At 56.8% G+C, this 24,072-nt stretch carries 15 protein-coding genes; 9 read left to right on the top strand and 6 right to left on the bottom strand.

Annotated elements, in window-relative coordinates:
* Both B2A78_RS26395 and B2A78_RS18745 read left to right on the top strand, forming a co-directional pair.
* On the top strand, positions 1-499 hold a 499-nt coding region (locus B2A78_RS26395; RefSeq protein WP_205780829.1), incomplete at its 5' end, for an HGGxSTG domain-containing protein.
* A gap of 98 nt (positions 500-597) precedes the next feature.
* Positions 598-885: a hypothetical protein gene (locus B2A78_RS18745; protein ID WP_077731553.1), complete on the top strand. Its 288-nt coding sequence runs from the start codon at positions 598-600 to the stop codon at positions 883-885.
* Between the two features lie 1,494 nt (positions 886-2,379).
* Here the strand turns inward: B2A78_RS18745 and B2A78_RS18730 are convergent.
* The 5 genes from B2A78_RS18730 to hsdR form a co-directional block, all read right to left on the bottom strand.
* Positions 2,380-3,255, bottom strand: a complete 876-nt coding sequence (locus B2A78_RS18730; protein ID WP_077731550.1) for a restriction endonuclease — start codon at positions 3,253-3,255, stop codon at positions 2,380-2,382.
* Positions 3,256-3,403: 148 nt separating this feature from the next.
* Positions 3,404-4,438, bottom strand: a complete 1,035-nt coding sequence (locus tag B2A78_RS18725; RefSeq protein ID WP_077731549.1) for a restriction endonuclease — start codon at positions 4,436-4,438, stop codon at positions 3,404-3,406.
* A 179-nt stretch (positions 4,439-4,617) separates the two neighbouring features.
* Positions 4,618-6,153 (bottom strand): restriction endonuclease subunit S, encoded by a 1,536-nt coding sequence (locus B2A78_RS18720; RefSeq protein ID WP_077731548.1) that lies wholly within the window; start codon positions 6,151-6,153, stop codon positions 4,618-4,620.
* Positions 6,150-7,592: an N-6 DNA methylase gene (locus tag B2A78_RS18715; protein ID WP_077731547.1), complete on the bottom strand. Its 1,443-nt coding sequence runs from the start codon at positions 7,590-7,592 to the stop codon at positions 6,150-6,152. Before B2A78_RS18715 ends, B2A78_RS18720 begins: the two co-directional genes overlap by 4 nt.
* Before the next feature lie 107 nt (positions 7,593-7,699).
* Entirely contained in the window at positions 7,700-11,044 is a 3,345-nt protein-coding gene (gene hsdR / locus B2A78_RS18710) for a type I restriction-modification system endonuclease (protein WP_077731546.1), read from the bottom strand.
* 891 nt (positions 11,045-11,935) lie between these two features.
* On the opposite strand from hsdR, the gene B2A78_RS18705 reads away from it, so the two are divergent.
* Both B2A78_RS18705 and B2A78_RS18700 read left to right on the top strand, forming a co-directional pair.
* A complete protein-coding gene (locus B2A78_RS18705) occupies positions 11,936-12,847 on the top strand; it encodes a hypothetical protein (protein WP_077731545.1) in 912 nt (303 codons plus the stop codon).
* 1 nt (position 12,848) lies between these two features.
* Positions 12,849-16,436: a DEAD/DEAH box helicase gene (locus B2A78_RS18700; protein WP_077731544.1), complete on the top strand. Its 3,588-nt coding sequence runs from the start codon at positions 12,849-12,851 to the stop codon at positions 16,434-16,436.
* A 1,072-nt stretch (positions 16,437-17,508) separates the two neighbouring features.
* Here the strand turns inward: B2A78_RS18700 and B2A78_RS18695 are convergent.
* On the bottom strand, positions 17,509-18,396 hold the full coding sequence (locus tag B2A78_RS18695) for an alpha/beta fold hydrolase (RefSeq protein ID WP_168175479.1): 888 nt from the start codon (positions 18,394-18,396) through the stop codon (positions 17,509-17,511).
* 506 nt (positions 18,397-18,902) lie between these two features.
* On the opposite strand from B2A78_RS18695, the gene B2A78_RS18690 reads away from it, so the two are divergent.
* The 5 genes from B2A78_RS18690 to gmk all read left to right on the top strand — a co-directional run bounded on the left by B2A78_RS18690 (position 18,903) and on the right by gmk (position 24,045).
* Positions 18,903-19,310 (top strand): hypothetical protein, encoded by a 408-nt coding sequence (locus B2A78_RS18690; RefSeq protein ID WP_077731542.1) that lies wholly within the window; start codon positions 18,903-18,905, stop codon positions 19,308-19,310.
* A 1,056-nt stretch (positions 19,311-20,366) separates the two neighbouring features.
* Positions 20,367-22,073, top strand: coding sequence for a methanol/ethanol family PQQ-dependent dehydrogenase (locus tag B2A78_RS18685; protein WP_240502583.1), 1,707 nt, complete (start codon positions 20,367-20,369; stop codon positions 22,071-22,073).
* A gap of 16 nt (positions 22,074-22,089) precedes the next feature.
* Positions 22,090-22,944 (top strand): substrate-binding domain-containing protein, encoded by an 855-nt coding sequence (locus B2A78_RS18680; RefSeq protein ID WP_086134850.1) that lies wholly within the window; start codon positions 22,090-22,092, stop codon positions 22,942-22,944.
* On the top strand, positions 22,914-23,300 hold the full coding sequence (locus B2A78_RS18675) for a c-type cytochrome (protein ID WP_077731539.1): 387 nt from the start codon (positions 22,914-22,916) through the stop codon (positions 23,298-23,300). The genes B2A78_RS18680 and B2A78_RS18675 overlap by 31 nt, the downstream gene beginning before the upstream one ends.
* A gap of 130 nt (positions 23,301-23,430) precedes the next feature.
* On the top strand, positions 23,431-24,045 hold the full coding sequence (gene gmk / locus B2A78_RS18670; protein ID WP_077731538.1) for a guanylate kinase: 615 nt from the start codon (positions 23,431-23,433) through the stop codon (positions 24,043-24,045).
* Positions 24,046-24,072: the final 27 nt, after the last annotated feature.

Genomic DNA, 24,072 nt, shown 5'->3' with positions numbered 1-24,072 from the left:
ACAGTACTTAGAGGTTTTGATGACGATCGATAGTGTGGCCGCAGCGTGTGCACATGAAGGGCTCGAGGACTTACCGGCGGAACCGCTTCAGCCGATTGTCACGAACGATCAGGCTTCGGAGTCAAAACCCTGTGGGGCCAAGCTGCGGAACGGCTCGGCATGTCAGCGTCCGGGACTGAAAAACGGCCGCTGTGAGTGGCACGGCGGCCTGTCAACGGGGGCCAGAACGCCCGAGGGCAAGCAGGTGGTCCGCCACGCCACCTGGAAACACGGCCGGCGATCGGCGGAAAGCCGCTTGATCGCGAAAGCCTTGAAGACCAGCGGCCAGTTGATCGAGGCGCTTTACGATCCCAAGGCACCGCCCCGGACGCGCGCCGAGCTGATGCAGCTGATTCATCAGGCCAAAGCCATGGCCGAGGCTGTTCCCGAAGCGCGCCGCCGCTTGGAAGAACGGCGAGCCTATATGCAGGCGCAGGGGAATGAGACTGAATCTTCATAACGCCAGGCTTCCTGAAAGGGCAGCTTGAACGTTGGGGCAAACGGGCGCTTAAAGCCATCGAGACCAACAGCTATCCGGCGGCGGTCGTCGGGCTGCTGGTGAAAGGCGAGCCGATCCGCGAGTGGCGCTTTACGTCCCGCGTACCGCTCGGGGTGCGTCTTCATCAAGATGACACCGCGCGCGTCATGGATAGAGCCATGCGTGATTTGCGGGCCGAGCATCCACGGTGCTGGCTCGTCCTGGCGTTGCATTACCTGCTGCCTTCACGGGATACCGACGAACAGAAGGCCCGGCTGTGCGAAGTCTCGACCGGCGCGTACAGGCGGCTGAAGCATCGGGGCCGGACGTGGCGGAAAGCGGCGCTCAACCATGGGTCTGGACTATAATGCCGCGGCCTCGGTCCTTTACCTGGAGATTCCGCTATGCTGCTCTATGCCCTCTTGATACTCGGCCTATCCGCGTTGCTGATTGGCTTCTTTCTGTACCGACGCCGCCGGGCCATCGAAAATCAAGATGATCATTACTGCATTTGGAGCCTAAAGCCTAAAGGCGACGATCCATATGGGAACCGCACCGAGTTTTTTTGCGTCAGACGGAATCACAGAACCCCCAACGCCGCGCCGTGAACGGCGGAAGAGCGTCTGGGGGGGCTGAGGCTTTCGTCACCGTCCAGAGTAGCGTCATCCGTTTCGGAGAAGGGTCGTTCATCGCCTTCGGGCTTAGGCAAGCCGGGGGTGTCGCCGGCGCTCGACCGCTCCGAGCAGTGCCTTTCCGACCGCAATTCGACTGCTGCGCCAGACGGAGTCGCGACGCCGGGAACCAACTTCAAGCGTCTCTTGCGTCGGCCGCCGATAGCACCTATGCTTGCTTCACTGCTTTGGCCGCGAGCGTTGGAATTGCCCTGACCGGATGTCTTTTCGGGCGCAATTGCGAATGCGGGCTGTTGTCCGGGAACAGTGAAGACGGGTTTGCTCCCTTCCCAAAGCGGCACGAGGACCCCTTTCGTTTTGGCGTGTTCTCTCGCCTGAAAGATCACCCTCGGCGTGACCTCTTGAGTTTAGAGCCTCGCGCGGAGTGAACAACCCCTGGCAATTGGAGCCCGGCAGTCGTACTCCACGCGGGGCTTCTTCGTTTGTTGAATCGATCCTTGGCCATGGACCTCTGTTTAACGAGATTTCGCCAGACACGTAATGTGTTATCGGAAGGCTTCCGTGTGGTGCGCTACTCCCGCTTTGGCTGCAGGGAAGCACCAGACTGGCGCGGGGGTCTTTCTTCTGTCCCCTAGTCTCTCATCGACCACTTGGGACACCCTAGACCGGTTTGACGGGGTTTCACCAGACGCCTAATCTGTGCTGGTCAGCGGAAACGGCTGCCGCTTCCGATTGGGTTGGAACCGCGTCACCGGTCCGCCCGCTGGTCCGTCATGGTGACTCGGCCGCATCCGTGGTTCGCGCGGCGCTCACTTAACAGTCTTAGCAGAATTTGGTTTGATGGGCCGAAAAGGTTGACTAGAGGGTTAAAGAGGGGCAGCTTTATCGAGGGCCCGAGCAATCAGCCGAGGCCCCTTCTTTGGGAAGGGCAGCGCAAGCCGAATCTCCGGGCTTTCTCCTCTGATTAAGAGGAGCCTCGCTATTTCTTTGGCCGTATGTGTTCGTGGTCTCCGGGCCGGCATTTTCCGGAGATACAGCAAAACGGGTCTGCTTGCCGGAAGCAGACGAGCGCTCGCGCCGCTCCCCATTCTCAAAAACCCGTCGCGATCGGTTTACTGGTTTGGTTTCGCGACGGAATCAAGAACGGACGAATGGCCCCGGATATCAATGCCCTGCTGCATTTGATTCCGGTGGAGATTGCAAATTCCGATCTCGATGGAGCGGAATGGCTTAGGCCGCGTTCGGCCGAACACCGCGGCAGTTCGGAAACTGAGAGCACCCCCAGAACGATTGGCCGGCGTTTGCGCCCTTCCGGGCGGTGCGCAGCCGCATCGAAGCCCCACATTTCGGGCACATGGGTGTCGAGCTAACTTCAGCGAGTGGCGAGGACGGCTCCGATAAATCGATTGAGAGCGTTGTCGTTCGGGGATGGGCATCCGCTCGTCGCAGATCCTTTATCATCGCGAACAATTTCTCGCCATCGATCAATTCAATATTTCGGCCGGAGGCGAATTGGCGGGCGTCGTCCGTGAATACGCCGGAGGTTACGATGAATCCACCGACGGCGCCCCGTGCGGCCATGACCCCATAGAGTTCGCGAACGATGTTCACGCTGACCTTGAAGGCCCGCCACTGCTTACATTGGACCAGATAGGTTTCGCCACCACGGGTCAGAACCAAATCGACCCCACCGTCCGCTATACCTCCGGTTTCGGTCACCGCGTAGCCTTGGCGCCGAAAGAACTCGCCCACCAACATTTCGAATTCGCGCCAGCTCATTCCGTTCAAGGCATCGGCTGCGGGCTGTCGAGCGACGACTTCATGCAGGTTGGCCCGTTTTCGCCGACCGATGATCGAGATCAAGGCACCCAGGGAAAAACAGAAGGGAACGATATACTGCCCGAATAGGGCGAAAGTCTTGGTTAATTGCTTCCCGACCGCATCCCCGATACGTCCGGGGACCATCGGCGCGGGTACTTCCATTACCGCATAATGATGAATGGCGAAATACGACACAATTGCCAACAGGAGCGCCAGCCACCAGGGCAACATGGCGGCGAGATCGATCACATCTTCGAGAGCACTGGTGCGGCGTCTTCTAGCCATTGTTCTCCTTTTTCGCTTTGTAAGCGGATTTTAGGCATTCCGGATCACCGATAAATTTAGACTGCTTCCGTAGATTTCGGCCTGATCGACGCCGAATCAGGTCATTGGCCCGGCCTATCCATAGCTGAGTCCAGTTCGAGGGTAAGGCTCAGCCCAAGTCTTGCGCCGCGACGGTCCAGATGCGCTTCAAAGGCAATTCGGCCTTCAAGTCTTCGTCGAGTTGATCGTAGTGAGCAAAGAGGTGTTCCAGCAGTTCCTTTTGGGTCCAAAGCCGCACTTTGAAGAAACTCGCCGCCAGTTCTTTTTGTACGTTGCTTTTGAAGCCGCTCCACGCCACGAACAATCCTTCATGTGCGCCGAACTTGGTGACCGCTCCGAGTAGCTTATCCACCGTCGGCCTGTCGATGGGTGACGCTTCCGATTTCACCTCGACGCAAAGCCGGGGAGCGCCAAATCCCAGTGGTCCTCCACCCGCGAGGATATCGGCGCCGCCGTCGGCTCCCTCCGGGCTGAGATAGGTGGTATAACCCTGAGCCCTGAGAATGGCTTCCACCAGGCGAGTCAAGCCATGGCCCTTGAAACGGGCGGAAATCAGTTGGGCGATCTGATCACGCGCCAATTCTTCGAGATCGGTATTCTCGGCGGCCTCGTTGGTGTCGGAGGCGGTAGCTGCGGTTGCCGCAGCAATCGTTTCCGGTTTCCAGCCGTTGGCTCGCATGGCGTTGATGCGGGATTCGGCATTATTTCGCTGCACCCGGCAAATGGTGAGGAATGCGCCGAAGGTGTAAAGCAGGTCCTTGCCGAAGTGTGAGCGGGGAATCGCTTCCCCAATCCATTTAACAGCTCGCCAGTGAAAATACGGGTTGGGTCCGCTCGATTCGAAATGATAATCGCCGGTCACTTCGCCGATGTTGATGGCAGGTTGCGATTTCAACGGCAGAATCACCAAATCGCCGATTTTGATTTCATGGGCGAAGGGCCATATCTGGCTGACATGGTTCTGAATCGCCTTGGGTTTGGCATCCGGATAACGTTCCGCCATGGCCGCCGATAGCGCGGCACGATTCGGCAACTTGGCCAAATCGACATCCAGATTGTCCCAAGTTACATAAACGCGACTTTCCTGAAGAAATTTTTGTTCGTATTCGCCGTGAGAACCGGCGCGGATTAACCAAATAGCCATTGTTCTTTCGTATTGTTATGACCAAAGTGTTTGTACGGTGTTATTCGACGGTCTAATCATGAGGACCGGTGTGCAAAGCCGAACTAATCACTTCACTGCGGCACGGCCCACGAATTTCATTTGGTTTTTGAGCGCCGCCACATCGAATGCGGCGGCCTGGATTTTGGGCGAAATGCGCATCAGGACGCGACGGCTTTGCGGTTCCGCTTGCCGGGGGCAGACAGTTCGGCACGGGCGGCGCGGATGCGTTCGAGCAATTTTTCCGCCGGCTCGTCGCTGGGGTCCTGCCGCACTAGTTCGCCGCGGAAGGCTTTCGCCAGCAGCGCTTGGGTCAGTATGTCCACCCGTGCCGAAATGGCCTTATATCGCGCTTCGATGCGGTCGGCGAGCGTGAAGAGGGTTTCTACGCGGCGGACGATTTCCGATTGTTCTGCAATCGGAGCAAGGGGAATTGGCACACGCCTAACATCTGCCAAATTTAGTCCTGGCATATCGATTCCACGATAGTGTTCGTGCAGCCATCTTTGCGTCGCCGGCGCAGCTAATACATAGGCTAGAAATCGAGTAGAGATTACTGAGGAGGGTCGGAAACGCGCCGTTCCTTGGGTAATGTTTGCGCCAGTAAGTTCTTCCGGAACTATCGCGACTTTAGTCGCGCGAATAATACCAAGGAGAATGTCGCCACCTGCTAGTGCTGAGCGTGAATATCGATCAGCAATCGATGGGCTTGTTTTCATAAGCTGATCGATCAGAATGCGCCCATTCTCGATATCCATTCCTCGAACATAAGGCACACCGGTTTCCAACTTTGGACCAGGTTGAACTACTCCGTAAACAATATCGGCCCCTGGTTCAACAATTTCGGCACCGGAACCCCATGACCAGGTTTCTGGAAGATCGGTTAGATCGTCCGCATCAACTTTTTCGGGCGGTTTATATCCCGCTGCTAAGCCATCGGCATTTAGAAGGCGTACAGCTTTTCCCTTAACCTTGGTCTGAGTTTGTTCCCATCGACGATAGTGGTCGTATCTGATTCTCTGAAGTAATACTGCCCCCGTTTCACTTATTGGATTGTCCCTCCGCCAATCCTCCGTCAACCGCCCCTCAGTCGCGGCGGCGAGGACGCTTTGGCGGAAACGCTTAAGGATATCCGGCACTCGGGCCAGCCGTGCCCGCGCCCGCTCAACGATGGCTAGGGTTTGGTCGAGTTTGTCGGCGATGCGTTTTTGTTCGTTAAGAGGAGCAATCGGAATTTCAATTGCCGACATTGCCTTTACGGAAATATTCGCAATATTAACTGTCTGGCTAGATCCACGACGAAGTGAACTTTGAACGCTATGCGTTTTTAATATGTAGTATAGGTATTTCCCATTAATATCTGAACACGCTCTTATTGAGGATAAAAAGGCGCCAAAGCTAGCCTTGTAAGGCAAAGTCCTTACAAGTGATACTTTTCCAACAAGCTCATAGCTGTTGGCCATAGACATTAAAATATCACCTTCACGAACAATTTGATTTTCACGTTTAACATATTCAGAGGGAACGAAATACGTATCTGACCAGTCAAGTTCATCTTGAATATTAGAGGTTCTTAGGCAACAAATATTTGAACTGGTCTGTTCATCTTCCTTAACCGATGCGGGAAACGTTATGCCCCTAATTATTTCGCATACTTCACCAAGGTTTGCGTTTGCCCAATTTATAGGAGTACTCATTCCAACTCCTCCACCCCCAAAGCCTCCATCAACTCCTTCAAATCCTCGAACACGCCTTCCAATTCCAGCATGGCCTCACGTGCCAGGGCTTCCGGTTCCGGCAGATCGGCGGCATCGGTGGCGGAATCGTCCTTGAGCCAGGCGATGTCCAGGCTGTCGTCGCGGGCGGCGATATCTTCCCGGCTGAAGCGCCGGAAGTGGCCGGTTTCGCCCTGATCGGTGCGGTCCGCGCGTCCGTTTGGATCGTCGCCGTAGGCATCGATGAATGCCTTGAAATGCTCGTGGGTCAGCACTGTGCGTTTGCCGAACTGCGGCATGTTGGCGCGAAGGTCGTAGATCCAGACGGCTTGCGTCGTACCCTTCGCGGCATCGCTCTTCTTGGTGAAGAACAGCACGTTGGTCTTGACGCCCTGGGCGTAGAAAATGCCGGTAGGCAGCCTCAGGATCGTGTGGAGATCGCACTTGTCCATGAGATCACGGCGAATATCGCGGCCCACACCGGACTCGAACAATACGTTGTCCGGCAGCACCACCGCCGCCCGGCCGCCGGGCTTGAGGCTCCGGTAGATGTGCTGAAGAAAAGCCAACTGCTTGTTGCTGGTGGGATAAGTGAAATCGTCGCGGGTCGGGAGTCCGCCGCCTTTCTTGGTACCGAAGGGCGGATTGGTGAGGATCAAGTCGGCTTTGGGCAGGCTTTCGCCGTCGGACGACAGGGTATCGCCGAAACGGATGCCAATGTCGCCGTCAGCCTCGAGGTCGTGCAGCATCAGGTTCATAAGCGCCAGCCGATAAGCGTCGTGGACGAATTCCATTCCGTAGAACTGACGCTGCACCCGCTCGAATTGTTCGTTGCTGAAGGCGTCGAAATCGTGGTGGTTGTACAGGTAATGGTAGGCGCCGATGAGGAAGCCTCCGGTGCCCGCCGCTGGGTCCTGGATGATTTCTCCGAGTTGCGGCTTCATCAGTTCCACCATGACGTCGATCAAGACGCGCGGCGTGAAATATTGGCCGGCGCCGGATTTCTTCTCGCTGGCGTTCTTTTCCAATAATCCCTCGTACAACTCGCCCAAACCTTCCCGCTTGGCGGAATACCAGTCCAGCGCATCGATGGCCGCCACGAGCTGCGCCAGGGTAGCGGGCTTCCGGATGAACGTGCTGGCTCCGGAGAAAATCTCGCGGGTGATGCGGCTGCCTTCGGTGCCGAGATGGAGCAGCAGTTCCTTGTAGTAGAGCAAATCGGAGGCGCGGGCATGGTCTTCCAGATCGTTCCAGCGGAAACCTTCCGGCAGTTTGTCCTCGGTGCCGGTTTCCTTGGCCATCTTGAGGAACAGGAGATAGGTCAATTCGGTGACGTATTGATGATAAGTCACTCCGTCGTCGCGGAGGATATTGCAGAGGTTCCAGAGCTTCTGGACGATGTCGAGAGTGGTTTGGCTCATTCGTGATGTTCTTAGGAAGATATGGGCTCGGGTGAGGGTCCAGGCCACCAATCAAAAAGCGAGGATTTTACGCGCGGGATTCTGCTGTTTTCCATGGCGGATTGACGTTAGCCGGCTTGGGATAGCCAAACCGCCTCATTCATCTCCGCCAGCAGTTCTTCCAATTGCCCATCGAATATCTTGTTGGCCGTCTTGAATCCCCCGTCCCGCTTCAGTGGCCCGCTGTCCAAGGTTTCCCGGTCCAGCACGGCATTGGTCTTGAGTTGCTTCGCCAGGCGCGCCAGCCACTGCTTTTGCACCGGACTGAAGTTGTGACGGGCTTCGAGCGCAGCGACCGCCTTATCCACCCGTTCGGCGAAAGGAATCAGGGCATCGCCCAGAGCAGCTTGGCGGATATAGCCTAAGATGCCGGCGGCGATTTCATGATTGGATCGAGCCTCCCAGGCGGCATCGAGATTTTTCTCGGTAAATCCGGCCGCATCCAGGGCAACAGCCAGTGCCTTGAGTTCCTTCCGGGTCAGCTCGCAGGGCTTTTGCAGCACGGTGATCAAGGCCGGTAGGGTATTCGCTTGCTCCCGAATGAAGCGCGAGAAATTATCGAGGTAATCCTCGGGGCGGCCGAAGTGATGGCCGACCTCGATGATCTTGTCCTCATGATCGGAAATAAAAATCGGATCGACTGGTCTGCCGGAACGGGTGTCCAGCAGTTCCGCCAGCCAAGGATTCGCGGTGAACCATTCGGCCACATTGGGCAAGGTCATGGTCTTGAGTTGTTTAGCGAAGGCTTTCGGCGACTGGCCGGTCTGCGCCTCGAACAGTGCCTTGGCCGGGTCGGACAGGTGCCGCATTTGCCGCTGGAACTTGGCGACGAACTGATCGCGGGCAAGGGTCTTGGCCTCGTCCGAAAGATCGCCGGCGAGTTCCCCGGCCAATTGGGTGAAACTGACTTTGGGATTGACGACTACGGGCCGCATGCTCGAGACCGCCTGCATGTCGGCGTAGGTGCCCACGGCGTCGAAGATGCGGAACACGTCCTTGCCGATGTCGTCGGCGCGCCGCGTGGCGCGGCCGAGCATTTGCTCGAACAGGATGCGGCTGTTGACCTTGCGCAGGAAGACCAGGCTCGAAATACTCGGGACATCAATGCCTGTGGTGAGCAGGTCAACGGTCACGGCGATGGTGGGCCAAATCTCGTTGCGGTAACGGCGGATGAGTTGCAGTGGCTTATCGCTGGCGCCGGTGATCTTGAGCACCATGTCGTCGGTAATGTCCTCGCCGTACTTTTTCTGGAACGCTTCCTTCAGCAAGCGCGTGACCAAATCGGCATGTAGGTCGTTAACGCAAAACACCAGAGTCTTCTCGGGGCCGAAGGGCGTCAGGTGATCCCTCAGTTCCTCGCAAACGGCCTGATTGAAGGATTCGGTTAAGACTTTTCGGTTGAAATCGGCGACATCGAAGTTTTGCTCGTCGGGCAGCTTGTACGTTTCCACCTTGCCGAGATCCGGCCGGTAAACCGCTGCTTCTTCACCGGCCTTGAATCGGATGCCGGCCTCGGCTAATTGGGTCCGGATGACGATCGGCGGCAAGTGGTCCACCAATACGCCGTCGAGCACGGCTTCCCGATAGGAATAGGTGTAAACCGGCGGCCCGAAGATTTCCGTGGTGTGCAGGGCGGGTGTCGCGGTCAAGCCGATCCGTACCGCGTCGAAGTAGTCGAGAATGCGGCGGTATTTGGAAATGTAGTCGGTCTGATCGCGGAAGGTCTGTTCGGTCTCGGAGAGCTCCTTATCCAGCAGATAGCCCCGGTGGCATTCGTCGACCACGATACAGTCGTAATCGTCCACGTTAAGACCGCGTTCGCTGTCATCGCTGTAAAGGATTCGCTTCACCAAGCCTTGCACCGTGGCGAGATGGACCTTGGTGTCGGCTTCGGGCGTTTGGTCGGTCAGTTCCTTGATGCCGAAAATGTCGGCGAAAGCTTGCAGACTCTCCATGCGGGTTTCCTTGAAGGCATTCGCCGCCTGTTCGCCGAGCGCCGACCGGTCCACCAGGAACAGCACCCGCCGAAAGCGTTGCGCCTTCAAGAGGCGATAAACGAGCGCGATGCAGGTCTTGGTCTTCCCGGTGCCCGTGGCCATCGCCACCAGACAATCGCGGCGACCGGACTTGATGGCTTGCTCCACAGCGAGGATGGCCTCGCGCTGGTAATCGCGGAGGGGAAAGTCGAAGTCAAACCCCAGCTTATCAAGCTTGGTTTCCGCTGCGGCGATGTCCTGTTTGAGCAGTTCCTTCAAGCCTTGGGGAGAATACCAGCCGTCCAGGGGCTTCCGTAGATTCTCCGGGCGGCGGAGATCGCAGAACCAGGTTCCGGAGAATTCCTTGAGCTGATTCAGATAGGGCCGCCCGTTGGTGGAGAAGACGAACGGGGCCTTGTGCTCCTGCCAAGGTCCGCCCACGAGCCTGGCCTCGTGCGGCTCGACATCGCGGGCGTAGCGCTTGGCCTGATCGATGGCGCCGGCAACGTGTTTGTTGGCGCGCTTGGCTTCCACGACACCGACGAAGTCGAGCCCGACGAACAGGGCATAATCGGCGGGGCCTGAAGCGGTCGGCCATTCCGCGATGGCGAGAAAGCGGCCGGGCTCGGGCCGGGTGCCGTTTGCGAAACGCAGATTCACGCTGTCGGCTTCCCAACCGGCGGCGCGTAATTGGCCATCGGTCAGGGTACGCGTGGCGGCCTCGTCCAATTCGACCTTTTGCCCCGCTTTTTGGGCCTGGATGACGAGTTCGTTCGCTTTTTCTTTCGGGGTGGTTTGGGCCTGGGCCTGTAGCGCGTTGAGCGTGGCCTTGAGTTGTTCCTTGGACAATTCGGCTTCGGTAGCCAGGGTTTCCCAGAGGCGGGCTTCTTCCTGAGCTTGTTCCGCGAGCTGCTGGGCTGTCCCGGCTTGCGCCTCCGCGGCGGCAAGGTTGGCTCGATGCTTTTGCAAGGCTTCCTGAAGCGCCGCGATCTCCTGCTTCAGACTTTCGGCTTTCGCTTTCGGTGCTTGTGGCGGAACGAAAGGGCCGGCAGCGTAATGCGGATCTCCGAAGGTTCGGTAAAACCACACCCCGAGCTGACGCGCGACCTTGAGGTTCTCCAGGGCGGTCTTATAGTCGTCTAAGAGCGAGTGACTGGCCGCATTGCCGGCTTTTCGGAGGCTGTGAAAGAGTTGCTTGATTTCGGGACTGAGCGCGCCGCTCTGATCGAGCTTCCGAATCAGATCGAGTTGGGTTTCGGCTTGGTCGGCCTGATACACGCCGAAACGAGCTGCCACTTCCTGGGCCAGCAGTTCGCCAAACTGGCGGAGCTTGAGCAGCGTGGTGTTAGGGTCGTCGCTAAAATAGTGCTCAGCTTTCTGGCCGAGCTTTGCCAGTTCCCGGCTGAGGTCGGCGAGATGGGAAAAATTCGAGTGCATCCGAATGAGGGTTCTGGTCGACCGTTCTAGCTAAGCGTAGAACGCGATCAGTCGGGCCAAGAAACGACAACGGGCTGCCGCACCCGAAAAGTATTGATCGTCCAGATTGGCATGGAATCCCCCCAATTCATCCCCTTTCATCTTCTTAAGATTGTTATTGAATATTCCCTGAAAAATGTAGCACCAGAGTCTTTCCCCGTTAAGCGGACGACGAACCTGACACTGCTGCACCGCTGGAGCTATCGTCACCCGGCGTAAACCATTGTGATTCGGTTACGGAATCATGCCGCACGTGACGCCAGTTGAGCCCTGCCGATTCTGAACTAGACTGAAACTCGGCGCTAGCATTGTTCAATGGCAACATATCGCCGATAGCGCGTCAAATGCCGGCATCAGATATCGGCAGAAATTTCACACCAGTATTTGCCAGGGTAATGCTGCGTGCGGCCTTGTGGACGAATATGAGGATTTGAATCGGCGCCGACAAATAGTGTCTGTTGGGCGAGCCCACTCATCCTTCTTCTCATCACCTACGAATTGATGATGCATATCAACGAACACGCCGCGGTCGACTGGATTCGCCAAAAATCGGCTGGCAGTCGCATCGGCGTTCTAGCGAAGAAGATTCTTCGGAAATACAGCTATCCGAACCTATGGGTTTCTGCAGTGCAACCGGTATTACAACGAGCCGTAGCGCTGTCTGCGGAGTGAATACGCGCGGCAGAGCGGGAAGATTGGCACAAGCCGACAAATACTACATTCATTCATTTGCTATTTTGAACTGAGAAAGCACTGACTGATAAGTATTCCGCCCTTCTCGTCAGGAGCGGCACAGCTCTGAAGTGGAAATTCCACCTAATCAAGAATTAAGAATAACAATCCGATTTCCTAATGATCCGCTTTCGGCGCCTGACCCCCAAGCTTTTGAATAACTGGCTGGTCGATCAACAAGTTCCTACCCCGCATCCACGCTACAGACTTAGGATGTGGCGCGAGAATCGGGCGAGACTAGCCACGATTCAGGATGAGCTCATCGCCTATATCGACGAGGCACTTGAAGATGCACGGAGAAAATTAAGACGCGGTTTCGAAGACGACCTTTCACCATTTAGCGATCCGGCCACTGATCCAGCCGCGAACTATCCCGCACTTCTCCATCGCGTGACGCTACAGGGCTATTTCGGTGAAACGCTCGCCGGAATGGCAGTCGAACACTGGGGTGCGCACAACCATACTGATTGGGTCGTACCTGCATTTCTATTCCGCTACCACTATCAAGAGTTTCAACATTTAGATGAAATTAATGAACGTCTACGGGAAGGTAACCCTCGCGACCCGGATCAAGACGCCGAAAAACGGCCAGGACGCACCGGAGATGACTGCCTAGCCTTCCGCATCAATGAGGAACAAACAATAACCGACGTTCTGACGCTTGAGGCGAAATGCTTAACTCGAAGTAATAACGACATAATCAAAGAGGCGCATGAAAAACTTGTTGCGGGTAAATTGCGACCGTCTGGAATTCACGAACTCATTAGCTTGCTCGACGAGTATGACTCACCCGAAGCCCACGTTTGGCAAGTAGCACTTCTTAAGCTTTGGCAAAGCGGCTACCGTGGTGCCGCACGCCATGATAGCGTTACCTACGCGTGCGGATGCATTCCCAAGCAGAAAGGTCGTGTCGCGTGGATGCCAACGGACGCGCCTCACCCCGCTTATACAGCAACACGGAATCTCGAAGGAATGGAGTTTCAATTTGAGGATCTAAACACCCTCGTCGATATGCTTTATCGGGGAGCCTAAGATGGCTAACCCAATAACCATCGAGGTCGCGCAAGAGGTGCGGTCTACCTTAGCCGGTAACGCGCTCACGGCATGGCAAGCCAAGCTCTACAGTCAACGGCTGCGCCGGGATATGGGGCGCGATGGCCTCGCCAGCTTTGGTCCCGGCGATGTTGATATCTATCTCGACCGGGCCATGTTGTTGCTTCAATGCGCTCTCCTTGAACGTCGCGCTGATCCATCGAGCGGATGGCGCGAAGGGCTCAAGCGCGCGGCGGAGATTCTAGAATGGCTATCCCAGCCAAGTCTGAAACCCGTTGGTGCACCATTGCATCTCCTATCTGCAGCCGCTTACCAGCTTGCCGGCTATCCAGCCATGGCACTGGGCCAACTAAAACGTATGCCGGACGAAGAGCCATCTTCTGCTCTCCTTCGTGAATTTCTCCGTGCGAATTTTCCTGCAACGCTCGAAGCAATCCGGAAGTTCTGGCATCGTCATCGCACCCTTACGGCTACTGGCCAAATCGATTCGACCGACCTGACGACACAGACCTTCACGCACATCATTATGTGCATCGGGACGGTTTGCGCCTATCTTCGGACAGGCAGTGATGGCATCACTGAACGTGCGCTGAAAAAGCTAGAGAATCTTGCAGCCAGTTTGCTCCACAGTCGTGATCCCTATTCATATTTGCTTGCACAACTCACGGCGGCCACATGCCGCCACTTTGTGGAAACTTGCCTTTGGCCGCAAATAAACAAACTCCGCGAATCTTCCAACGAAGCTGTTGGAGAAGCCTTAGTTCAGTTCGCACGATTGGCTTTTGTTAACCGGCGGGCGCTTGTCTGGCCGGCTCAAGCTGCAGGAATCGAACAATTACGTTCAAACACCTCGTTCGTGCTTTGCACTCCTACGGGCTCGGGCAAAACAACGGTGGCGACTCTGGCCGTGGTACAAGGCTTGTTCGCCGATCTCTCTAATGATCCATTTGGCTTGGCCGGCTTCGGGCCTGGAAACTTGGTGCTGTACCTTGTGCCATCACGGGCACTTGCGGCCGAAGTGGAAAGCCGGCTTGCACTGGATCTGAAAGGGATTACAGCGGAACGTATCGTCATAACTGGCCTTTATGGTGGCATTGATTGGGGGCCAACCGATGCCTGGATTCAAACCGATCATGCCACCATCGTCATCTGTACCTTTGAGAAAGCTGACGCGTTGCTGCGCTATCTCGGCGTTTTGTTCCTCAATCGGGTCCGTCTCGTCGTCATCGACGAAGCTCATATGGTTGAACAAGACAAAGCGCGTCTTGATGGGCTGAAGGATGGTTCTTCCCGTGCCTTCCGGCTCGAACAGTTGGGCGCCAGGCTTCTTCGTGCGCGCGATGAACATGGCTTTCGTGTTCTGGCCTTGTCGGCTGTCGCGGCGCGCGCGGCTCCTGCACTGGCTCGATGGATCAGCGGGAATGCCGAGGCTTTTCCGACAGTCTCGTCCTACCGCAGCACGCGGCAAATGCTCGGTCACCTTGAGGTCAGCACAATGGGTCAATACACCATTCGGTACGACCTTATGGATGGTCGGTCTCTAAGATTCGATGATGAGCGAAGGAACGACACACCTTACGTATCGCATCCGTTCCCGCCGTTCCCGAACGGCATCGACACAACCGAAGGTCCTGAAGTAAGCATGCGAGGTCCCACGCTGTGGGCCGCTCTGCAACTCGCCGCAGAGCGACCGGATGGCTCGAAGCCCTCTGTCCTGATTTCTCTTACGCAAAGTGTCGAAGCTTTCTCGGCCACCTGTGCAGACCTCATGGATAGTTGGCCAGAGGAGACTCTGCCTAACTATCGTACCTTCAACGAGGTCGACGATCTTTGGACGCGTTGTCTTGCGAGCGCAGCGGACTACTTCACCATAAACTCCGTCGAATACAGACTGCTGCAGCGGGGAATCGCTGTCCATCACGGTAAAATGCCCGGTTTGCTTGCTCGGCGGCTTAAAGCCGTGATTGATCGCGGCTCTGTGCGCGTGATCATTGCAACCTCGACCCTTTCCGAGGGGGTGAACATTCCCGTTAATTTCTTGCTAATCCCTAACATCTGCCGCGCTAATAAGCCTATTAGCCTACAGGAATTCACCAATCTGATTGGCCGGGCCGGACGGCCTGGTGTTGCAACCGAAGGCAGCGCTCTTGTCGTGTTCCCAGAGCGTATGATGAGGCTTGACCGCTCCGGCGGCAGACTAAGACAAACGCCGAATCGGCAAAAGGAAGGTTATCAAGAGCTAATCAAGCAAATCGAGAAGACGACGGCGGCAGCCGGAAAAGGCGCACCAGAGGACAAGGCATCTAGCCCACTCTCATCTCTGCTCCTCGAGTTAGCGAGGGCATGGGTCGATCTTACTGGCAGCAAAAGCGCCGAAGAATTCGCGACTTGGCTCGAGCAAACCGCGGTAATTAATACTCCTGATGATGCAGGCATAGCTTTCAACCACCTAGACTCACTCGACGCTTTTCTCATCGCAGCCCTCCAAGAGGTTGAAGAGCTGCGACGCGCGGAGCTGACGCCAGATCAAGTGGAAGGTGAACTCACCGCCATTTGGCGTCGTACCTACGCCTTCGCCGCCGCTCACGAGCAGGAACAACTCGCCAAGATTTGGCTGACGCGCGGGCGTGTGATTAAAACCCAGTATCCAGACGCCGGCCTGCGCCGTCGAATATACAGAACTAGCCTAGCGCCGCGCTCGGCAAACAGTCTTCTTCATATAGAAGAGGCTGTTCGCGCCAAGCTGCAAGAGGGCGCTGACTATCCACGCTGGTCTAGTGAAGAACGTTTTGCCTTCATTCGCGACGTTCTTGCGCTCTTATCCCAAGTCGCCGCTTTCCGAATCGATACAACATTGGGGCGGCAAAAGAACTTTAAGGATTGGCCAAAACTGCTCCGTTGGTGGCTCGCAAAAAACACCCTGTCAACTCAACCCACGCCGAAACAGATTACGAGTTGGTACGACTTCGTTGCCAAAAATTTCATCTATCGGGGCGTGTGGGGACTCGGCAGTGTGATAGGTCTTTTGCTTGACACTACCGATGGAGGTCAGCCGGTACAAGCACTCGAGATCGATGATTGGCCGCGAACCGGCCTTCCCTGGATCTCCTTTTGGATGAAGGAGCTCATCAATTGGGGCACCCTTGATCCAGTTGCGGCATTTCTCCTAGCACGCGGAGAGGCCGTTGATCGACCTCAAGCTGAAGCTGACGCGCAAGACTACTACGATGGCCTACCTGAAAACGCCGAAGCCAACGATATTCTTAATCCACGGCAGATACGTGACTGGGTCGCCGCTAGACGCGTTTATATCGAGCAGCCCGCGGCCGTTCGCGAGTTTGTGATTGAAGCTTCGCTTGTCCGGCCTGCAGCCGAATATGTGAAGACTCGCCTCACTGTCGAGCCACTTGATATTGAAGACACCTTGACCTGGATAGACCCAGCTGGCTACACGGTGGCTCGGAGCGAGAAACCAATCAATTGGCCGGATCACCCATCATTGTTCGATTTCGAACTGATAGTCGCAGACTCACTCATTCGGGGGGAGGCATATCTGCGCCACGCGTGAAGGTTATAAAGTGTGCATCATTCAAGCCGCTTTCATTTTATTTAGGATTAACCGGTGGAGGACATGGGACCGCCGTACGCAAGTTGCGAGTGATCCCGACAAGCGAGGAATCAATTAGCCGCTTATGCTAGTCACCTCGAAGCGATGCTGGTTGCCATTACCAGCGAGGGTTTTGATATATTCGAAACTATGAGCAGTAGCGCCAAGCACAATTACCTGTGGGGACTCGAATCGATGGCTAGTGAAATCAGCGAATTGGTGAGAATTGCGGGCTAAGTCTTTTACACCATCCCCACAGACCCGGCTCTGGCCGGGTTTTTGTTGGGTGGCGATCGCTATCGGCGTAAGATTGCCGGACCGGTATCTAAAGTAGCATAACGTGTCATGGCATCTCACTTTTTCTGTGTACCCATGTGTGTACCCACAGAAAAAGCACGGTTATAAAACTTCCAATTATTCAATGGTTTAAGCATTCACTCTAGTTTCAGACGCAATATTGAATGACGTATCGGGATGTTCCCGCATTGGGGACGCGGGAAGGTCTTGCACACAGTCGATTTTCGGCTAAGCTGGAGGGGACTGCACGGAATTGGGGGAAGATTCCGCTAAGAATCACCAAGAAGCAGTCTTGAGTGCCCGGCCTCGGCCGGGTTTCTTTTTTCTACACCTCAAGCCGATGTCGGGAAATCCGGCGTTCACTTGGCGAAAATTCCTCCATAAATAGCCGCATTTTTTTGCGTACTTCAAGTTGGTTTAGGGCTTGTGGGAGCAGGCTTTAGCCCGCGATTGAGCGATTATCGCGGGCTAAAGCCCGCTCCCACACTAATTCCAAATCGCTTTCAATAAGGCATTAATTTTTGTAGGTGGGTTAGGCCGCGAGGCCGTAGCCCACCGAGCGATCCCGAATCGGTGGGTTACGCTTCGCTAACCCACCCTACGATTAATGTTCACTCGAATGCCGAATGGAATAAGGCCATTTACAATCAATCCTTACATACGAACGGAAACTGCTCTGACAGCTGAGTTTACCAACCCAGTTTACGGAGCTATTTCGGCAATTCCGAAGAGGATTTCAAGACTTGAGATGCTTTTCGAGAAATCCCAAGAGATCTTGCCACGCCTTCTCGGTCTCGATGCGTTCAGCCGGTGCCGCGCCGTTCTTCAGGTGAGGTGTGTAAACCAGAAAGCCATGCCGGCAGCGGGGATAAATTTTCAATTTGGCCGGATGCCGGGCTCTGTCCAATTTCGCCTTGAATGTAATCGCCTGCTGGGCGGGTACGATGTCGTCCCGGCCGCCCTGGAGGATCAGCACCGGCGCCTTCAAGTTCGGGATTTGAGCCAGGGCGTGGCGGGTCGAGAAAGCCAGCGGTTTGTCCTCCGGGCCGTCGCCGTAGATTCGCCGGGTCAGTTCGTCGCGGCCCGAGATTCCATTTTGTTGAAGATGGCGCCACCAGGCGTAGATGTCCATCACCCCGTCGGCCGTGACCACGGCATCGACCTCAGACTGCCGCGCGGCTGCCAGCACGCTGATCAGAGCGCCGTGCGAGACCCCGACCATGGCCACTTTCCGGCCGTCGACGCCGGGTACTTGGGCCAGCAGCGGCAGAACATTCAGCACATCCCGCACTTCGCCGGCGGCTACTTCGATGTCTCCTTCCGATCCGTCCTCGCCTCGATAGGACGGGGTGAACACGGCATACCCCGCCTGCGCCAGACGCACACTGGCCCGCATGTGTTCCACGGAAATGCCCGAAACGCCGTCATGGTTGAAGAGAATCAGCGGCAGTTTGTCTTTGGCGCAGGGCAGGAACAGCAAGCCTTTGACCTTCAGGCCATCGCTAGGATAGGTCCAGACCGAGACGGGAACTCCGCCGATTTGGCCAGCCGATTCCTCGGCAACGCCGGGAATTTGAGCCGCGGCCGGACGGTACAGGTCCAGCGCCAAACAAAGGATCGACATCCATCTCAAGACGGCATGGCCGGGATTCGGTTCTCGGACGGCAGGCAATCTGTGCGCCTTGCTTCGATGTTTCCGCCACGTCCTCATTGTCATCAGCGTCACGGATGGGCAGTGCTAAACTGGTTCTGCCGCCGCTACGTCGGCTTGGGTCTTGGCGAGCGGGCTAGGGCAAGCGAGCCACAAGCAATAGTAGCCGAACGTATCGAAGCGAGCGACAAGACGATCCGGAATGTCCGTCATTGATCAATTATCCTAGAAACGGCAGTTGACCGCTTAGATGGAGTAGAAAAGCCCTATGAATTCTGACCGTCCTACCTTCTACCGATTTCACCACTCGGGTGAAGTCGCTACGCACCCGATTGCACGGCGGGCGAGCCGCCTGGCGGCGTTGCTCCTTCTTGTGGGGGACGGCCCCACGGCGGCGTCGCGCCTTGCCAGCCGGCCCGCCAGCCGCACACTTGGCCGCGTCCAACCGCCGTTTCTAGGATTATCAGTAGGGGAAGCGAATGACGAAACATAAGAACGCTATTTTGGCGCTGTTGATCGGATTTTCCACGTTAGCGGTGAACCAGGCCTGGGCGGAGAGAGGGGGCGGCAATGGACGGAAGCTCGATAGACCATCGGGTGGGCAATATCGGGAGCGGTATCAAGATCTTCGGCAGGAGCGAAAAAGTTTTCAGCAAGAATTTCAAGGCGAGGTTCAAGAACGTGCGCGGGACAGGGGCGTCGGGCGGGAGGGTGTGCGTCCGGGCGAGATGGAAGGCAGGCGTGAGCCGCTGATGATGCCGGAGGAGCGTGAGCGATATCAAGACCAGTACCGGGAATTGCGCGAAGAAAGAAAAGGACTGCGGGGTTTGACCGAGGATGCCGGCGCGGGAAGGGGCGGGCGAGGCATGAGGCAAAGGCAAGAATAAATAACCAACCAATCCGGAACGGATAGCGATATAACCCGGCCAGGCATTATCTCAGCCGGGTTTTTACAGCTTCCGATTCCGGCTGTTCCGGCTTATAGGAATAGTTAAGGACACCGATGGTCTTACATCTTACGAAAAAGGCTTGAATCCATTAAACGCTATTCCAAAGTAGCTTATCGGGTGGCCTCTCGTTTCGGTGCTCCGTAACGGTTTCACGACGCTGACGAGTGATGTCCAAACCGCTTTGGCAACCGTAGTCAACTTGGGGTGATTGCGGTATTGGGCGGAGATTCTTGAGGGTTTAGTATTACGAACCGTGGCGAATCGATCGGCCAGGCGTTTATGTAGCGCGGTTTACCCTCGGCTTCTTATGTTGGACGCTGTTCGGTACCGGTATGCCGCAGGAGCGATTTCCCCGTAAAGGGACGTTTGGAAACCTGGCGGGTTGTTTCGCGATCAAACAGACAGTGAATGCGAAGCCAAGATGGAATCGATGTGGGAGATTCGATTGAAAGCTGTCGGAATTTACGGTGGTGTCGTTTAACGCTGTTGGAGCAACGGAAATGAACCGACTTGAACCCTCAATTGCCGCCCGACAGGGGCAAAATGACCGCGCTCCGCCGATGCGGATCATCCGGTTGATTTACGACAGCAGCGGGTTACGGCGAATCATATCCCGCCAAGCAGGTTGCTTTCCCGACTTGGATGTCAAGAGAGCACAGGGAGAGAGCGAAGCGGCATTTCGTAGACGAGCCGGGTTGAACCGCTCCGGTTCGGAGCCGAGCTGAAAGCCTTGGCTTTTGTAAGCCAGGTTTCAGTTTTGGAACGCTCGCCGATCAGGTATGTCTCAAGATAAGACTCCACCTCCCATGAGCAGAAGGAGAAGCTATCTCAGCAGGAGGCTTGATGCGAACGTCACGGAGGCTATGTTCACCATCTTTTCATGAACGGTACGCCTACCGATTCCCCCTGCCGATAATTCTTTTCGCGTTACCGTTGTCTCTGCCTTTCGGCGGAGCGGCATACACCCAAAGAGCCGAGCCTCCGGTCACTGCTTTGCAAAAAGCGTCCGACGAAGACGGGCAATGGCTTATTTCGGCCAAGGATTACGCCAATACCCGTTTCAGCGCGCTCGACCAGATCAAAGCCGAAAACGTCCACGATCTGCGGTTGAACTTCACCTTCTCGACCGGTCTGTCACGCGGCCACGAAGCCGCGCCTATCGTGGCCGACAACACGATGTACATCGTGACCCCTTATCCGAACACTCTTTACGCACTGGATTTGACCCGTCCGGGCGCGCCTCTCAAATGGAAGTACGAGCCGAAGCCGCTGTCCGCGGCTCAAGGGTTGGCCTGCTGCGATGTCGTGAATCGAGGAGCGGCGTACTCGAAGGGACGAATTTTCTTCAACACGCTCGACGGGCAGACCGTGGCGGTCGATGCCAAGACCGGCAACGAAATCTGGAAAGCGCGGATCGGCAATATCAATCTGGGCGAATCCATTACGATGGCGCCGCTGATCGTGAAGAACAAAGTGCTGGTGGGCAACAGCGGCGGCGAGTTCGGCGTGCGCGGCTGGCTTACGGCGCTCGATGCCGGCAACGGCCGCGTGGTCTGGAAAGCGTACTCCACCGGCCCCGACAAGGACGTGCTGATCGGCCCCAGGTTCAAGCCGTTTTACCCCCAAGACCGTGGCGAGGATCTGGGCGTTGCGACCTGGCCGCCCGAGGCTTGGAAAATCGGCGGCGGCACCGTGTGGGGCTTCATTTCCTACGATCCTGCCTTGAATCTGATCTATCACGGTACCGCCAATCCCGGGCCGTGGAATCCGGAACAGCGCCCAGGCGACAACAAGTGGACGGCTGGGGTCTTCGCACGCGATCCCGACACCGGCGAAGCGCGCTGGTTTTACCAGTGGAGTCCCCACGACCTGTACGACTACGACGGCGTTAACGAAAACGTCCTGCTGGACTTGTCCATTAACGGGCAGATCCGGAAAGTTCTGGTCCATCCCGAGCGGAACGGTTACGTGTACGTCCTTGACCGAACCACCGGCGAGGTGCTGTCGGCCACGCCTTTCGTGCATATCACGACGACCAGGGGCGTCGATTTGAAAACCGGACGCCCCATCGAAGTGCATGAGAAAAGGCCCCGGTTCAACACCGTCGTGCACGATATTTGTCCCGCAGCGCCAGGAGGGAAGGATTGGCAGCCCTCGGCCTATTCCCCGAAAACCGGCTGGCTTTACATTCCTCATCAGAATATCTGCATGGACGAAGAGGGCGTCGAAGCCAACTATATCGCAGGCACGCCCTATGTCGGCGCCAACGTGCGGATGCACGCGGGTCCCGGCGGACACCGGGGCGAGTTCACCGCCTGGGACCCCGTTGCGGCCAAGGCGGTCTGGAAGATCAGGGAGAAGTTCCCGGTCTGGAGCGGCGCTTTGGCGACGGCGGGCGACGTGGCGTTCTACGGCACCATGGAAGGCTGGTTCAAGGCGGTGAATGCCCGGACCGGCGAGTTATTGTGGCAATTCAAGTGCGGCTCCGGAATCATCGGCCAGCCAATGACTTACCGGGGGCCCGACGGCAAGCAATACGTGGCGACTCTGTCCGGCGTCGGCGGTTGGTCCGGGGCTATCGTTGCCGGCGAGCTCGATTCTCGTGACGGTACCGGAGCGTTGGGATTCATCAATGCGATGACCGATTTACCGGAGTATACGACGCGGGGTGGGATGCTGTATGTCTTCGCATTGCCGTAGATCCGGGTTCTTCTCGATGCTTGCCTTGCTTGCGGCGTTTTGGCCGGGCATGGCGTCAGCCGTCGTGGATGATCATTCTCCAAAGCGTACTCTCCGCATCTGCTCGGATCCCAATAATCTGCCCTTCTCCAACCAGAGGCAGGAAGGCTTCGAAAACAAGATCGGCGATCTCATCGCCCACGAATTGAATGCCGAAGTCGAGTACACCTGGTGGGCGCAGCGGCGCGGCTTTATCCGCAATACGCTCAAATCCCATCGCTGCGACCTGGTTCTCGGCGTCCCGAGCAACTTCGGGCCCGCACTGACGACGACGCCGTATTATCGGTCCAGCTACGTGTTCGTTTACCGCCTGGACTCGGGGCTGAACATCCGCTCCTTCAACGATCCTACGCTGCACGACGTCAGGATCGGCGTGCAGATCGTCGGGGACGACTTCGCCAACACCCCGCCGGCCCATGCCCTGACCAGCCGAAAGATCATCGATAACGTGGTCGGTTACACCGTTTACGGCGATTACTCCAAGGAGAATCCGCCGGCCAGGATCATCGATGCGGTAGTGGCGGGCGACATCGATATCGCCGTCGTATGGGGACCTTTGGCGGGCTACTTTGCCAAGAACCAAGCGGTTCCGCTCGCCGTCGTGCCCGTCTCGCCGCCGGCCGACCGGTCTCTTCCCTTCGTGTTCGATATCGCGATGGGAGTGAGGCACGGCGATAAACGGTTACGCACAGAACTGGAACGCATCATCGAGCGCAGGAGCAAGGAGATCGAAGCCATACTCGACGAGTATGGCGTGCCCCGGATCGGAACCCGCCTTTCCAGCCGAAACGGACGGTCAGGATGGAAATCGGTCATAAGCTCTCGGCATTAGCCTGTGCGATTGCGGCAGTTCTTCTTCTGAATGCCTGCGATCGCCAGGAGGACCCCGCAGCGGTATCGGTAGCCGGCGGCGATCCCGCACAGGGGAGGGAAGCCATTTCACGGTACGGCTGCGGGTCCTGCCATGTCATCCCCGGAATCGAAGGCGCAAACGGTCTGGTGGGGCCGCCTTTGAGCGGAATCGCGAGCCGCGTCTACATCGCCGGCGTGCTGACCAACACGCCGGAAAATCTGATGCGCTGGATTCAAGATCCGCCCGCTATCGATCCCCTGACCGCCATGCCGAACACGGGTGTTACCGAAGCGGATGCCCGCCATCTTGCCAGCTTTCTCTATACGCTGCGGTAGACGGCTGATTCTCACGACCTCTACGGTATGACATGCTAAGCTAACGGTTTTCGGCCCCTGCTGCGGCATGGGTCGGAAACCGCCATTCGTCGGACAACCGTTAAGACCACTCCGGATCATTTCAAGGCACATGAGTATCGGCACGCTGTTCATCGTTTCAGCCCCGTCCGGGGCGGGAAAAACCAGTTTGGTCAGGGCACTGCGGGAAAACCTCGAGGGGTTCACGGTTTCGGTGTCGCATACCACGCGAGCGCAGCGTCCCGGAGAAGTCCACGGCCGGGATTATTTCTTCGTGAATCATGCCGAATTCGAAGGGATGATCGAATCGGGCGGGTTTCTGGAGCACGCCAGGGTGTTCGACAACTATTACGGCACGGCTCGGGCAACCGTGGAAAAAGCCCTATCCGAAGGACAGGACGTGCTGCTCGAAATCGACTGGCAGGGCGCCCGCCAAATCCGGAACTTGATGCCCGATTGCATCTCCATCTTCATTCTGCCGCCCTCGCGCCGCACCCTGGAAGAACGGCTCAAGGCGCGCGGCCAGGACGATCCTGACACCATCGCCCGCCGCATGCGCGATGCCATCTCGGAGATGTCGCATTACAGCGAGTACGACTATCTCATCGTGAACGACGACTTCGATCGGGCTCTCGCCGAGCTGCGCAGCGTCGTGGTCGCCAGCCGGCTCAAGACGGGGCGGCAGTCCGAAGTTCACAAAGATCTGATCGGCGGACTATTGGCCTAATTCCATTTTGTGTAACGCCTGCGGCAG

This window comes from Methylocaldum sp. 14B (assembly GCF_002005105.1).
Classification (GTDB): domain Bacteria; phylum Pseudomonadota; class Gammaproteobacteria; order Methylococcales; family Methylococcaceae; genus Methylocaldum.
Note: the sequence above shows the minus strand (reverse complement) of the source record. Positions and strands in the feature narration are given on the sequence as shown.